10 protein-coding genes are annotated in these 14,230 nt (G+C 60.5%); 3 read left to right on the top strand and 7 right to left on the bottom strand.

The features are described 5' to 3' along the window. Window positions 1-32: 32 nt before the first annotated feature. From EN885_RS07740 to EN885_RS07730, 3 genes are all read right to left on the bottom strand, one after another. The gene (locus EN885_RS07740; protein WP_126105486.1) at window positions 33-1,163 is read right to left on the bottom strand and encodes a GNAT family N-acetyltransferase; all 1,131 of its coding nucleotides are present in this window, start codon (window positions 1,161-1,163) and stop codon (window positions 33-35) included. Next, the gene (locus EN885_RS07735) at window positions 1,160-2,155 is read right to left on the bottom strand and encodes a sterol desaturase family protein (protein ID WP_128241432.1); all 996 of its coding nucleotides are present in this window, start codon (window positions 2,153-2,155) and stop codon (window positions 1,160-1,162) included. Before EN885_RS07735 ends, EN885_RS07740 begins: the two co-directional genes overlap by 4 nt. 238 nt (window positions 2,156-2,393) lie before the next feature. Further along, window positions 2,394-4,301 carry a heparinase II/III-family protein gene (locus EN885_RS07730; RefSeq protein ID WP_128241360.1) on the bottom strand — a complete coding sequence of 636 codons (1,908 nt, stop codon included), beginning with the start codon at window positions 4,299-4,301 and terminating at the stop codon, window positions 2,394-2,396. Between the two features lie 116 nt (window positions 4,302-4,417). Here EN885_RS07730 and EN885_RS07725 point away from each other — a divergent pair, with 116 nt between their 5' ends. Continuing rightward, a complete protein-coding gene (locus EN885_RS07725; protein WP_128241361.1) occupies window positions 4,418-5,659 on the top strand; it encodes a cellulase family glycosylhydrolase in 1,242 nt (413 codons plus the stop codon). A gap of 14 nt (window positions 5,660-5,673) precedes the next feature. Next, complete coding sequence (asnB, locus tag EN885_RS07720; RefSeq protein ID WP_245493022.1) at window positions 5,674-7,836, top strand: asparagine synthase (glutamine-hydrolyzing); 2,163 nt, start codon at window positions 5,674-5,676, stop codon at window positions 7,834-7,836. A gap of 101 nt (window positions 7,837-7,937) precedes the next feature. On the opposite strand, the gene EN885_RS07715 is transcribed toward asnB, so the two are convergent. Next, the gene (locus EN885_RS07715; RefSeq protein ID WP_128241362.1) at window positions 7,938-9,056 is read right to left on the bottom strand and encodes a glycosyltransferase family 4 protein; all 1,119 of its coding nucleotides are present in this window, start codon (window positions 9,054-9,056) and stop codon (window positions 7,938-7,940) included. Between the two features lie 152 nt (window positions 9,057-9,208). On the opposite strand from EN885_RS07715, the gene EN885_RS07710 reads away from it, so the two are divergent. Continuing rightward, window positions 9,209-10,648, top strand: coding sequence for a polysaccharide biosynthesis C-terminal domain-containing protein (locus EN885_RS07710; protein WP_128241363.1), 1,440 nt, complete (start codon window positions 9,209-9,211; stop codon window positions 10,646-10,648). 100 nt (window positions 10,649-10,748) lie between these two features. On the opposite strand, the gene EN885_RS07705 is transcribed toward EN885_RS07710, so the two are convergent. The 3 genes from EN885_RS07705 to wecB are packed head-to-tail and all read right to left on the bottom strand — an operon-like array spanning window position 10,749 to window position 14,033. Beyond that, window positions 10,749-11,552, bottom strand: a complete 804-nt coding sequence (locus EN885_RS07705; RefSeq protein WP_128241364.1) for a WecB/TagA/CpsF family glycosyltransferase — start codon at window positions 11,550-11,552, stop codon at window positions 10,749-10,751. Then, complete coding sequence (wecC, locus tag EN885_RS07700; protein WP_128241365.1) at window positions 11,549-12,886, bottom strand: UDP-N-acetyl-D-mannosamine dehydrogenase; 1,338 nt, start codon at window positions 12,884-12,886, stop codon at window positions 11,549-11,551. Before wecC ends, EN885_RS07705 begins: the two co-directional genes overlap by 4 nt. Further along, window positions 12,879-14,033 carry a UDP-N-acetylglucosamine 2-epimerase (non-hydrolyzing) gene (gene wecB, locus EN885_RS07695; protein WP_128241366.1) on the bottom strand — a complete coding sequence of 385 codons (1,155 nt, stop codon included), beginning with the start codon at window positions 14,031-14,033 and terminating at the stop codon, window positions 12,879-12,881. The genes wecC and wecB overlap by 8 nt, the downstream gene beginning before the upstream one ends. Window positions 14,034-14,230 lie beyond the last annotated feature (197 nt).

The following is a 14,230-nucleotide window of genomic DNA, read 5'->3' as shown; positions in this document are numbered from 1 at the left end:
GACCTGATGAGGCTGACGCAATCAAGCCGAAATCAAGGTGTCGGTACCACCCCGCGCCCGCGTACATGCCGGACCGTCTGACGCATACGATCGGCAAGAAAAGCGAGCTGGCCTTGCGCCGTGCGCGTCCCAAGAACGGATTGTAGGATAACACCCTGCGTTGCGAACTTGTTCTTGAAGGACTCTGCACCACAGAGGAAATCGACCATGCCCAAGCCATGATCGATCGACCACTGTATGTAGTCCATGATCAGGATTATGCCCGGCGACGCTCGGCTGAAATCCGGATCGAAGGTGGTCACAAACGCCATCATGGTGTGGTGCTGGACGAAGTTGATCGAGACTGCGACCATCACGCCATCGCATTCAAGCACGAAAATGTGCAGCAAGCCGGCGCGCGCCAGCGCGTCGACGAGTGCGGCGAGCACTGGCGCTCCCTCCTCGAAAAGTTGGGATTCACGCGTGTGCTGCACCAGCCATCTGCGCTTCAGGGCAGCGAGCCGCTCCAATACCGGCTGCAGCGGCTCATCGGTCGCAAGCAAGCGAAATTTCACTTTCCCGGTTTCTTCCAATGCCTTGATGCCTCGCCGATAGTTCTGGCGTGTCTTTTTGGACTGGTCCTCGAACCATGCCGCTCCGCTCTTCCACGGTCCGGCGACGCGATAACTGACTTCCTCCCTGTGATTGGGGCGAAGCCTGATGCCGCGTGAGACATCCGCAGTGAAAATTTTGCGCGCCGCCGCACCCGGCAAAAGACGATTGAGAAAGGCAAGATCGAAGCCGCCGGCGTCACATATCTGGGCCCATACGCCCTGCAGGGCCGATAATGAGCATTCCGGAGCAATGAGAATATCCCCGTAATCGGTATAGCTGTTGGCCGCCCATTCAAGAAACCGCAGGCCTTTACGCTTGCCGATCGCCAGGGGAACGATGGCAACGAGCCTGTCACCGTTCCAGACCAGGCCGATCCGCAGCGCGCGTTGGTCACGGTCCGCTACAGTATTCCACCATGCCGAAACCCAGGCATGACTCTGAAAGATCAGCGCATCGGTGCGATGCCAAAGATGCATCCAATCGGCTTCGACCGCAGCCAGGCGTTCCGCCGAACGGACAACTTCCAGGCGCTCTGCGCTCGAAGCGTCAATCGAAACAATGGTGTTCATGAAGGGGAACGATCCTGTGGCTGTGCGATGACATCGGGACGCCTGTGGAACAGTCTGATAACATGCCCCCCCATCTTCTTGAGCGGCAGGATGTAAAGCCCAAAGAGCGATTGATAGTCGCGCACATCGCGATCTATCAGGCCAAATTTGAGGTCTTCCTCCGGATCCGGGACAAACTGCGTTCCGAAGAGGCGGTCCCAGAACGAAAAAAGCAGGCCAAAATTCTTGTCATAGTGCCGAGGGTCGATGCTGTGGTGCACCTGATGCCAGTGCGGGCACAAGATGATGTTGTTCAACGGGCCGAAGGAAATCTTGAAGTGTGTATGGCGAACAAAGTCCATCATCAGGATGTTGCGGATGACATAGACGTTGATGCCGAAGATAGCGATCTCCACCGGATCGAGCGCGATCAGGCTCCAGATGCCGAAGCAGATCCCCGGGATGACGCCATCCCACATACGATTCATCAGATCGTCCAGCGGATGAACCCGATCCTTGGTGATTCCCACCATCACTTCGGCCGAATGATGCACCTTGTGCAATTCCCACAGGAACGGGAAGTGGTGCTGGGCGACATGGTAGAGATAGTATGAGATATCGTAGGCGATCAGCATGGTTGCGGTGAAGATGACGATCGTCACCGGTCCGGCCGGGCCGCCGATGAGCGGCGCCTGGATGTCGAACAGCCAGCCGATTGCCTGGTGTGTCCCATAGCCAACTGCAGCAACGAAGGTGACGCCGGCAGGGATGAGCAGAAAAGGCATCATCAGCCGTTTCGTGACCCAAAATAGGACATCGGCTCGCGCCGACGGGTGCAGGATGACTTCCGCCGGGAACGCGAAATCGAAAAAGTCCCTGAAGGATTTATGCTCGACAGTTCGCCAGTAAGCGACCACCGCGCTCCCCAGTGCCGTGAGAAAAAGCAGGCCGAGCGTCAGCAGATTGAGGTTCGAAAGCTTTTCCACAACCACTCTGGCGAATTCAGAAAACATCGGTGCAGTGGCTCCTGGGCCGTGAGATGGCGATCCGGCGAATTGCGAAGCAAAAAGCTTGCCAAACCCACTGCATGTTGCCTGCAACCAGGCGGCTATTGCGGCTGCAAGGAGCAAAGCATGCCGGATTTGCGCCAAACTAGCAGATCAACCGTAACAAAACGCTAAATGTCCGACCGTAATTAATCTCGAATACGGCCGGAACAACGGATACGCCGTTCTGCTGCGGCGCCGGTCGCTATCTTTGCGACGGGGAGATTGGCGCGAGGTGGATCTTGATTCCGTCTTCGCCCACTTCGCCACGCCAGGCGATGCGTTCGGCTGGCTGCCTGGCGCCAAAACGCGGTGAAACCCAGCCGCCCTGCCCCGGTGCGTCGCCGCCGGCGCGGATTTCGACCGCAGCGTCAGGAAACCGGATGGCCATCAGCGGCTCATCGCCACGCAATACCGTGACCGTGTTTGCTTGTTGGTTGGTACTGAGGCCGGCTGCAAGTTGGAAGACGACCTCGGCCACGCGCCTGCCGCCGAGCAGTTGGTCGGCCACGAGAATGCCGTCGGCCTGTTGCGTCACGGTGCGCTGGTGGACGACGCCGAAGCGGCTTCTATACCCGTCATGCCGGGCGCGCAGCTTCCAGTGGGTTCCCGGCTCGCTGTCCATCAATGTCGCAACCGCCTTGTGCGACCAGTTAAACTCCCCGGCGATAATGCTTTGGCTTTTGCCCTCGATATTCAGTGTGTTGTGCGCCGGTGTCGAGCGGAACCAGTCGCGCCAGACGCCCCCCGAGCCGTAGAGCCAGGTGCCGGGGTCGACCAGCACCGGCTCGCCATCGATGCACAAGGTGAGCGACAGCGCGTCGGCATGGCCGTGAGCCGCGATCGAGAGATAGCCGAGCGGGCCGTGGTCGAATGTCAGATCGATGCTGCGGCCATTCATCTCACCGCGCCAGACGGAGAGCCCGCCTTGCGTGAACGTTTGCAGCCCGTGCGGAACCGGTGCCGGATCGGACGGCGTGCCAAAGAAAAGCGCACGAAAATCGTCTGGCTTCGACGCGTTGCCGGGCATCCTTAGAAAACCATGGATGGCGGCGGCGACCGATTGGACATAGCCCTGCTCGTCCCCGAGCGTCAGCACACGACCTTCGTCGTTGTCGCCAAAACCGGCGGCTGGCGGGAGCCAGCCGACGAAATTGGCAAATGCGGCCAGACGCGCTTCGACGGGCGAGGGAAACGGCGTTCCGGCCTGGCGTGCCGCAGCGGCGCACAGCAAGATGAGTTCGGCCGTGAAGGCGGCGTATGTCGGGGTCTGCTCGGCACCGGCGCCATCGGCGAGAATCTGCTTGCGCGTCTCGGCCAGGAGGGCGCCGCGTGCAGCGTCGGCCCTGGTCCCCAACGCTAGGCCGATCAGATACTCGCCAGCCAGTTCTGCCACGAGATGGTTGTTGGCGGAGGAAAACCGGGAGGGAAACCGCGGCAGCCAATAGGCGCTTGCCGCCAGGATTTCACCCACTTGCTGCCGTGTCGCCGCGCCCAGTCGGTCGCCGACGAGGTCCACGGTGACAATCAGGCTGATGGCTCGCAGCGCGACTTCGATGCCGGAAGCCCAGCCACCCCCCCGAAACGGGGGGTTGGCTGAATGCCAACTGTCGATCGCCGCCTCGATGGCCATTCGGGACTCATCGTCGCCGGCGAGAAGCAGGTGGGCGGCAAGTGGCGGCAACTGCTGCAGCCGGTTGATCTCCCAAACATATTTCACATCGCCACGGCCGCCGCCGTCGCGAAAATCGATATCGAAAGTATGGCTTTCGGGACCCGGCCAAAGCCTGCCGGTTACCGGATCAAGGCGCCAAAGCTCGGGAGGAAACAGCCGATCGCGGTCGCGCGGCGGCCATGTCCGCCCGAGTGCGGAAAACTGGCCCTCAAGCGTTTTTTGCGCCGCCGCCGCTATGGCTTGCCGTTGTGCCGGCGTCGCAGCCAGCGCAGCTTCGCGCCACCCAAGCAGCACCGGATGCAACGGGGGCGAAGCATAACGCTCCCAGCCGTCGTCGCGGCGGCGCGAAACGATCCTTCGACGCTGCTCGCCCAGCCGGTGCAACACCTCGGCCGGCTCCATGCTGCGCAACCGGTTGATGTACCAGCCGACTCTCATACGCGCTCCGCCAAGGTTTCGATTCTTATATACCATGCTGTCGAAAAGCCGCGCGACGGCAATCATCTTTTCCGATCCTGCGGTTAATATCTCCGACCATGATACGGAGAGTGGCGATGAGAAGGATTGCGTGTATTGCAGCGTGGGTGCTCGGCATGGCGATGGCCGCCAACGCTGCGCCGATCCCGCTCCAGCGCGGCGTTGGCGTGCATGGATGGCTCAACTGGTCGCCGATAGAGGATGATGGATCCTACCGTTGGCCGCCCTATCGCAGCGAGAAGGAGTGGCGCGCCGGAGATAGGCCGCTCGCCAACTGGCGTGATGGCGAGGCGTTTGCAAGCATTCGATCGATGGGCTTCGACTTCGTCCGGCTGAGTGTCGACCCCGGCCCTCTGCTTGCCAGCGAGGGCGCCAAACGGCAGCAGGCGTTGGACATACTTGCCGCGGCGGTCGAGCGGGTCACGTCGGCCGGCCTCAAGGTGGTTTTCGACCTGCACGGCGTCACCCAGGTTCCGGCCTACAGCATGGAGATTATCTATGACGGTGCCGACAGCGAAGGCGTTGCCAGCCACCGCGAAATGGTCGTGGCGGTCGCCACCATGCTGGTCAAGATCGGCACCGACAAGGTAGCCCTCGAGCCTTATAACGAGCCGGCATACTACCCCTGCGATTCGAGCGGGAGCGATGACTGGCAGCGGATCATGGCAGGCACGGTCCGCGATATTCGCGCAGTCAGCAGCGAGCTCACCATCGTCGCAACGGGCGCCTGTGGCGGCAGCATTGCCGGACTGGTCAATCTCACCCCGGGCTTTGACGATCCGAACCTCTACTACAGCTTCCACATGTATGAGCCGCACAGCTTCACGCATCAGCGGTCCGACGGGACAGACGCCTTCGCCTCGGGCCTTCCCTGGCCGGCCGACAGCAGCACGCCTGAAGTGGTGACCGAAACCCTTAAGGCACAAATGGACGCTGCCGGCTTGAGCCCGGTCGAGCAGGTGATGAACATGGCAGCGGCGCATGAAGCAATCGCCCGATATTTCGAGCAGAATTGGGGCCCAAGCCAACTCGAGGCGAGCTTCCGTCAGGCGGTCGACTGGGCCGAGGCCCATGGCATCCCAAGCCGACGGCTCTTCATGGGCGAGTTCGGCGTCATCCTCATGTCCGCGGACGGCCGCATGGGCGCGTTCGACGCTGACCGTCTGCGCTACCTCAAGGCGGTGCGCCAGCAGGCGGAACGCTTTGCGATCCCATGGTCTATCTGGGAATTCTCCAATCCCTATGGAATGACCGTCATCCGGCAGGAAGGGCCTGCGGTCCCAGACTCGGAGATGCTGCGGGCCCTGGGCCTGCCATAGCTGCCGTTACCCTCTTGGCGGGTGAACCAGCCGGGCGGCAACGCCAACCCTCACCCCTGCCACACTGGATCGGGATCGGCCTGGCTTCGTTAAACCGTCTTGCCGCCTTCCGGCCGCAACCGCCGGTGGCACTTCATCCGGAACGGGCAGAGCTTCATCGAACCGATCAAGCTCAGCTTCACCACCTTGCGGCCTTTTTCCGCGCGATCCGGTTTGTCAGCAACCAAGTGTTTAATACATTCGTCGTAAATAGCGCCGCAAATACGCGCTCGCCCAAGGGAAAGAAAATGTGTGGAATTGGCGGCTGGGTAGGGCCGAGGGTTGAGAATCCACAAGATCGGGCCGCCAGAATGTCTAACGCATTGCGGCATCGTGGTCCCGATGCCGAAGGTACCGAGTTCTTGGACTTGAACACCGGCGAGAACCAATTGGCATTGGTGCATCGCCGCCTGGCGATTATTGACCTAAATGCCGATTCTAACCAGCCGATGCATGTCGACGACGGCCGCCTCAGAATTATTTTCAACGGCGAAATATACAACTATATCGAGCTGCGCCAGGAACTGATCGGCCTCGGTCATCATTTTCGAACACGCTCCGATACTGAGGTGCTGCTCAGAGCTTATGATCAGTGGCACTTGTCCATGTTTGACCGATTGAGCGGCATGTTCGCTTTCGCGCTCTGGGATGCTCAGAGGCAGGAATTGATCCTCGGCCGGGATCCCTTCGGAAAAAAGCCCCTTTACCTCATGCAAAGCGGAAAATTGCTGTCGTTTGCCTCAGAGATCAATGCGTTGTTGTCGTCGCAGCCAGATGCGCAGCAGCTCGATTTGGACGCTGTCCACGAGTATCTGCGCTGGCGTTATGTGCCTGGACCGCGCACGCTTTTCAAACAAATCCGCAAACTCAACCCCGGAAGCTATGCTGTTTGGTCGCAAGGGACAGTGACGGAAACGCGCTATTATACGCCTCCAGATCAAACCGATCTGACCAAGGATATCGACGAAGAAACCGCCAAGCGACGATTTCTGGAACTGCTCGACCATTCCGTCGAGATTAGAATGCGCAGCGATGCACCCTTTGGCGCCTTTCTCTCCGGAGGGCTCGACTCGTCGGCCATCGTCGCCCTGATGACCAAGCACAGCGACAAGCCCATTCGTACATTTTCGGTCGGTTTCAGCGAGCCGGCTTACAGTGAGCTCCCATTCGCCCGACGCGTCGCCGATCATTTCAAGACTGATCATTGCGAGCTGGTCATTGAAGCGGACGACCTGATTGACCACCTGCCGAAGTTGATTCGCCATTTGGGGGCGCCTGTTTCACAAAGTTCGGACATTCCAATTTACCTGATGTCGGAGCGGGCCTCGCAGGACGTCAAGATGGTGCTCACTGGGGAAGGAGCAGACGAGATTCTCGGCGGGTATCCCAAACATCGCGCAGAGTCACTGGCTGGAATCTACCGGTCGCTGGTTCCAGCCTTGCTTCACAACAACCTCCTCGCCCCTTTGATACGCGCGATGCCTGGCGCAACGGCCAAATTCGATACATTTGCCCGAAGCGCGGGTGAAAGGGACTTTGCCACCCGGATGATCTCCTGGTTTGGGGCCATGACAGCACGGGAACACCATCGCCTCATTGGTGCGCCGGCCAATTGCCGCAGTGGACGCAACAACTTCCCGTTCTCCTCAAGCGCGACGGCGTCCCACCTTCGCCGCGCGCTGTTTTTCGATCAGGCATCGTGGTTGCCCGACAATCTCTTGGAACGAGGCGACCGGATGATGATGGCCGGTTCAATCGAAGGAAGAATGCCATTCCTCGATCGCAATCTCGTTGCGTTCGTCAGCACATTGCCCGATCGCTACAAGGTTGGTTGGCGGAAGGGTAAGCTGATCTTGCGCAACAGTATGGCCAACATGCTTCCTGAGGAAATTCTCAACCGCCGCAAGATCGGGTTCAAGGTGCCCGTCGCCGAATGGTTTCGCGGCTCGATGAGGAACTACGTGCACGACCATCTTTGCTCCTCTCAGTCCGTCATTCGCAGCTATTTGAGCGCAAAACACCTTGATCAAATTGTCTCGGAGCACACCAAGGGGGCGGCAGACCACGAAAAGCTGATATGGGCGCTGTTGAATTTGGAGATATTCCACCGCGAGTTCGCGCTTGGAGCGCCGCAGTGACGCCAATGGGATCGATGTCGCGCTCAACCCTCAGCAGCTCGTCATAAGGTCACCTTGCGCAAGCATGGCGCGCACGCTAAGCGTCCACGCATACGACAGTGTCAGTGCTTGACCGATTGAGCCTTTAACGCCACCGACCTCCAGACGTCGCAAATCGCGCCGACAAACGGTGCGAGATCAAGCCGTTCCCGATGCACGGCCATCGCGGCAACACCAAGCCTGGCTCTCAATGCCGGATTTTCGACCAGCCGTGTCAGCGCATCGGTCAACGCCGCAACATCGCCGGGCGGCACCAGCAATCCGGATTGCTCGTTGGTGATGATATCCTCCACGGCGCCGACAGGCGTCGTCACCACTGCGAGGCCTGCGGCCATGCCTTCGATGACCGAGACCGGCAGGTTTTCGGCAAAGGAGGGCAGCACCAGAATGTCCGCCGAAGCGATCAGCGATGCGACCCCGTCAGGCCCGACCCAGCCAGGAAAGGTAACGCGCTCGGCAAGGCTCAGTTCGGCCGTTCTCATCCGCGCCGCCTCGACGTCGCCATCGCCGGCGATCGTGGCGCGCCAACCCTCGATCGGTTTCATCCGGTGCAGCGCATCGATCAATTGCGGCACGCCCTTGCGGTCGCCGATGCGACCAAGGAACAGGATATGCGCATCGCCGCCGCCGCCGACATGCGCCAAGGTGGGAACCGCGGTGGCATTGGGAACGATGACAATATTGCCGGCCGCCCCCGGTGCCCGGCTGGCGACGAAGTCGCGCCAAAGCCCGCCCAAGACGATCACCCGACCGGCATGCTCGAACAGAGCTTCGATGCGGCGGCTCATGAAACCACGATCGTCTTTCCAGAATGTCTCATACTGCGCCCCGTGCAAATGCAGGACATAAGGTATCGACAGCAGCCGTGCGCAGGCGGCGATCACCATCTTGCGATAGGTGCTGCCGGAAACTGATATATTGATGTGGATGACATCGGCACGCTTGGCCAAACGCGCCGCGAGCATCCGCAAGCAAAAGTCAAACATATAGAAGATCGAAAGCCCGACATGCCCCGGGCCGCGGCTGGCAAGGAAGCGTACATCGATGTCGGCGATCTCCTGCCGCTCGAACTCGTGCTTCAGCGCCCCCATGATGCGGTCGATGCCTCCCTGCCCCGAAACGCCCGAGGGCGTTGCGACAAGGACATGCACTTTTCGATTGTGAACCAGACGCTGCAACATGACTCCATTTCGGAACTACAAAGCAAAGGTTTCAAACTAGGTTTACGACAAATCCGTTAGTTCAAACTGAATCTGTTCACCCTTTGCCGTCATCGCGCTGGATTTTCCGCCGGTCGACGGTTAATCGAGGGTGAATTTCCGGGGAAAACCCTTTGCTGCTCCGCTCCACGCTCATCTATGCCCCGGCGATCCTGCTGACGCGGATCTCCGCGCTGCTCCTGCTGGTCATCGTGACGCGGTTGATCGACCAGACCGAGTATGGCCTGCTGACCCTGGTGGTGACCGTCGGCGAAATGACCGACGTTGCCGTTACCAACTGGCTGCGTATCGCGTTACTCAGGCTTGGCGGCAAAGGCGACATCAGCCGCGGCAGCCTGATGCTGGCCGGGCGGGTGTTGCTTGCCAGCACGGCGCTGGCGCTGATTATATCCGTGGTCGCCTCGGCAGTGGTCGTGCCGGAGCGCTGGGTCGAGTTCGCGATCGCCGTCTGCAGCTACCTGATTGCCGGTTCCATCGGCCGCTTCGCGTTGACGGTGCTGCAGATGCAGCAGCGTCATTCGGTCTATTCGATGCTTGAATTCCTGCGCGCCGTGCTGCAACTCGCGCTGCCGATAGGCGCCGTCGTCCTGTTTCAGGATTCCTTTCTGACGGTATCGCTCGGCTCGAGCCTCGGCGTTTTAATCGCCGGCATCGTGGCGGGCATTATGGCATCGCGACGTGTCGTTGCCGGTCCGCCACGCTTCACCCAAAAGGAGTTCTTCGTCCTCGGTGTGCCCCTGGTCATCATGGCGCTGGTTGGCTTCGGCCTGCACAGCGCAGAGCGCGTGTTCCTCAAGATCTATTACGATGCCGGCGCCGTGGCGATCTTCGCCGCAGCCTATGCACTGGCCCGCCAGCCGATCGATATGGTCGCCAACTCCATCAACATGGGCGCCTTTCCCGAGGTGGTCAGCCGGTTCGACGACGACGGGCCTGCGGCATCGGGCCGGCTGCTGTCGCAATTGATGGCCTTGATGATCCGCCTTTGCCTGCCGGTCGCTGCTATGCTGGTCGCACTCAGCAGCGACATCACGCAGCTCCTGCTGCCCTCGCAATATCACGGCCGCTTCGGCCTGCTCTTTCCGATCATCGCCTTCAGCGTGCTGTGTGCCAACCTCGCGAGCTTCGTCTATGGCACCGTGGTGCACGCGCACAAGCGGCCGTGGCTGCTGATCATCGCCAATTCCTTCGGCTCGGTGGCGACAATCGCACTGTCTGTGCTGTTGATCCCGCCGATGGCGGAGGTCGGTGCTGCTTTGGCGCTGGCGGGCGGATCGCTGGTCGGCCTTGTTGCCTGCATCATCATCAGCGAACGGCTGACGCCGGTGCCGGTGCCATGGCGCGACATCGGCATTTCGATCGTCATCTCGCTCTGCACGGGGCTGGCTGCCAGCCTTGCCAGCGCTGTACTCGGCGATGCGCCGGCCATCTTCTCGCTCGCCGCGGGCGGTACCGCTGGCGCAGTGGTTTTCTTCGGGCTGACGTGGCTGTTTTATCCCGCCGCCGCAATGCTATTCGCAGCTAAGTTGCGGGCGCGGCTACGACTCGCATAAACCTGTGACGGCGCGCGTCGTATCGTAGTCCTGGAAAAGTGGTTCCGATTTCGGACCGGTGCTGTAGCCCAGGGCCGGCGCCCTATTTTTTTGGGGGTCCTTATAGATCGACCTTTCGGCGCCCCCGACGGTCCCAGAACTCCCGGTACAGCAGCGCTGCGTAAGCAGTGTTGGTGTCGTAGTAGCGGCGCCACAAGCGTCGCGGCTCCTGCGCCACCCGAAACAACCACTCCAGACCGGCCGCCTGAACCAGTTTCGGCGCCCGGGCGACCTTGCCGCCATAGACATCGAAACTGCCGCCCACGCCCATGACGAAACTCGGCGTGAGTTGGTCACGATAGCGCTTGAGAAAGCGCTCCTTGCGCGGCGTCGGCATCGCCACCAACAGGCAGTCGGCGCCCGAGGCGTTGATCGCCTCGACGATTGTGGCCTCGTCTTCCGGCTTGAAATAGCCATTGCGCATGCCGGCGAGCACCAGGCTCGGGTGATCCTTGGCAAGCCGCCTTTTCACCGCATCGAGAACGTGCTGTTCGGCCCCCAGCAGGAAGGGCCTGAAGCCGCGCTTCGCGCAAAGGCTCAACAGATTGGTCATGATATCGACGCCGGCTACCCGCTCCGGCAGCGCGACGCCGCAAAGACGCGCGCCCCAAAGCACGCCGATGCCGTCGACGTTAATCACATCCGCCGTCGCAACATCCTCCCGCAGCTCGCTATTGTTGCGCATGTTCACGAGCTTGGCGACATTCACGACCACATGGTGCAGCGGCCGCCGCAGGGTCATCGCCTCATCGGCGATGGCCAGCGTCTCGGCCATGGTCAGCGCATGGATCGGCGCGCCAAGGAACTCCCGGCGCCGGGACGCCAACAGGCGATGCTGCGCCCATACTGGGTCGTGCGCGTTCATGCGGCCTCCTCTGCACCGGCAGAAAGTGCCAGGTGCTCGATCGCTGATTTCTTGCCTTCGATGCGGGCGTCGGGCTTGCGTGCCTTGCGCCAGGTCCACAGGCCCCGCGTGTCGATGAGCTTCTTGTCCTTGAGCGCTTCGGGATCAACCAGGTTGAATTGCCGATGGTCGACCAGCAGGACGACGATATCGCACTGGTCGATGGCGGAAAGTGCATCGGTGAAGACGATGCCCTTGCCCTCGAGCTCATGCGGCAGCCTATGTGTGTTGGGCTCAGCCGCGATGATCTTCAGGTTGGGAATATCTGACAAAAGCTTCACCACCTCGACAGCCGGGCTCTCGCGCATATCGTCGATATTGGCTTTGAAGCTGAGGCCAAGACAGGCGATCGTCTGCTTGCGGGACGGGTCGAGCAAGGCTTCTATATCCCTGACCACCGACAAAGGACGCTCGGAATTGATCCGGCGTGCCGAGGCCATCAGCCGCGTGCTGTTAGGCGCGGCATCGATGATGAAATACGGATCGACCGCAATGCAGTGGCCGCCGACGCCCGGGCTCGGCTGGAGGATGTTCACGCGGGGATGCCGGTTAGCGAGATCGATCACCTCCCAGACGTTGAGCGACAGATCCTGGCACACCGCCGCAAGCTCGTTGGCAAAGGCGATATTGACGTCGCGGAACGCGTTCTCGGTCAGCTTCACCAGTTCCGCGCTTTCGGCCTTGGTCGTGAACAGGTCGCCGGCAACAAAGGTTGAATAGAGTGCCGCGGTCCGTTCCGACGACTTGCGCGACAGTCCGCCGATCGAGCGATCGTTGTTGATCAGCTCGGTAAGGACCTTTCCCGGCAACACGCGCTCGGGCGAATAGGCGACCAGGACATCGGCCTCTTCGCCATGCACGAGAGGAAACTTGAGATCGGGCCGCAACTCGGAAAGCAGTGCCGTCATGATGCGCGTCGTGCCGACCGGCGATGTCGATTCCAGCACCACAAGGTCTCCCCGCTTCAGCACGGAGGCGATGCTTCGTGCTGCCGCGAGCACATAGCTCACATCCGGCTTGTGGTCCTCGGTCATCGGGGTCGGCACGGCGATGATAAAGGCGTCCGCCGGCTGCGGCGTACTGAAAGCCCTGAGCTTGCCGTTGGCCACAACCTTCTGGATCAAACCATCAAGGTCCGGCTCGACGATGTGGATTTCGCCGCGATTGACCTTCTCGACCACGGACTCGTTGACGTCGACGCCAATGACGTCGAGCCCACGACTGGCGAAAATGGCACAGGTCGGCAGGCCGATATAGCCCATGCCGATAACGGAAACGGTCTTGATCTCAGCCATGATGCAGCAGTTCCTCAACGATCCGGTTACTGGCTCGGCCATCGCCATATGGGTTGTGTCGTTCCGCCATGCCGCGATAGGCGGCCTGATCGTCGAGCAGGCTGTTGGCATTGGACAGGATTTTTTCGATATCGGTGCCGACGAGACGGGCGGTACCTGCCGCGATCCCCTCGGGTCGCTCGGTATTCTCACGCATCACCAGCACCGGCTTGCCGAGCGAAGGCGCTTCTTCCTGCACGCCGCCGCTATCGGTCAGCACCAGATAGCTCTGCTTCTGCAGGAACAGGAACGGCAGATAATCCTGCGGGTCGACCAGATGGATGTTCGGCACACCCCCTAGTTCTGCGTTGACGACCGAGCGCACGTTGGGATTGGGATGGACAGGATAGACGATCTGCACGTCCTCGCGCACCGCCAATCGCTTCAGCGCCGCACAGATACGGTGGATGCCGCCGTCGAAATTCTCACGGCGATGACCGGTGACGAGGATCATTTTCTTGGTGGGATCGAGGAAAGGGAAACGAGTGGCGAGCTTCGCACTCATCAACTTGTCGCCATCGATCGCGCCGGAAAAATGCAACAGCGTGTCGATCACCGTATTACCGGTCACGAAGATGGTGTTCGCAGCCTTTCCTTCGGCGATGAGATTGTCGCGCGCCTGGATGGTCGGCGCGAAATGCCACGTCGCGATGTCGCCGGCGATCTTGCGGTTCAGCTCCTCCGGAAAGGGAGAGTTGATATCGTGGCTGCGCAATCCTGCCTCGATATGGGCGACCGGGATGCGCTTGTAGAAGGCAGCCAGAGCCGCAGTCATCGCCGTGGTCGTGTCGCCTTGCACCAGGACGATATCGGGCTTCGCCTTCTCCAGCACTTCGGCCATGCCCAGCAGCACGCGCGAGGTCACGTCGAACAATGTCTGGCCGGGCTGCATGATGTTGAGATCGTGATGCACCGGCAGGCCAGTCAGTTCGATGACCTGGTCGACCATCTCGCGATGTTGGCCGGTGATGCACGTCTCGGTAATAAAACCTGGATGGGCGAGCGCGGCACGCACCACTGGAAAGCATTTGAGCGCCTCCGGCCTCGTGCCGAACACGATCAGCAGTTTTTGCCTGGACGGCAGTTTTGGATGTGAAAGGACGTTCATTGCTGATCCTGGTCGCCAGAAGGCGTCGCGACCTGCTGATTATTCGCCACAAGAGTTATAATAGCGGCAGAAGCCGCCTTCGTGACCTTAAATCTTAATATATGATTAACAGCCAAGCCCGCGTTCTCCCCGGTAACTCTTATGAAAGCCTAACCCGATAGGTATCCTGGCAGAGTAGTCTTGAAAAAGAACATATT

Origin of the sequence: Mesorhizobium sp. M6A.T.Cr.TU.014.01.1.1 (genome assembly GCF_004022765.1) — a bacterium.
Classification (GTDB): Bacteria; Pseudomonadota; Alphaproteobacteria; order Rhizobiales; family Rhizobiaceae; genus Mesorhizobium; species Mesorhizobium mediterraneum.
The sequence above is the reverse complement of the archived record's forward strand: the minus strand, read 5'-3'. Positions and strand labels throughout refer to the sequence as shown.

What these genes read in the sequence shown, in the direction of transcription:
- wecC (WP_128241365.1), bottom strand. Translation starts at nt 12,886, where the DNA reads ATGGCTGAGATCAAGACCGTTTCCGTTATCGGCATGGGCTATATCGGC.
- EN885_RS07735 (WP_128241432.1), bottom strand. Translation starts at nt 2,155, where the DNA reads ATGTTTTCTGAATTCGCCAGAGTGGTTGTGGAAAAGCTTTCGAACCTC.
- EN885_RS07725 (WP_128241361.1), top strand. Translation starts at nt 4,418, where the DNA reads ATGAGAAGGATTGCGTGTATTGCAGCGTGGGTGCTCGGCATGGCGATG.
- EN885_RS07740 (WP_126105486.1), bottom strand. Translation starts at nt 1,163, where the DNA reads ATGAACACCATTGTTTCGATTGACGCTTCGAGCGCAGAGCGCCTGGAA.
- wecB (WP_128241366.1), bottom strand. Translation starts at nt 14,033, where the DNA reads ATGAACGTCCTTTCACATCCAAAACTGCCGTCCAGGCAAAAACTGCTG.
- EN885_RS07715 (WP_128241362.1), bottom strand. Translation starts at nt 9,056, where the DNA reads ATGTTGCAGCGTCTGGTTCACAATCGAAAAGTGCATGTCCTTGTCGCA.
- EN885_RS07730 (WP_128241360.1), bottom strand. Translation starts at nt 4,301, where the DNA reads ATGAGAGTCGGCTGGTACATCAACCGGTTGCGCAGCATGGAGCCGGCC.
- EN885_RS07705 (WP_128241364.1), bottom strand. Translation starts at nt 11,552, where the DNA reads ATGAACGCGCACGACCCAGTATGGGCGCAGCATCGCCTGTTGGCGTCC.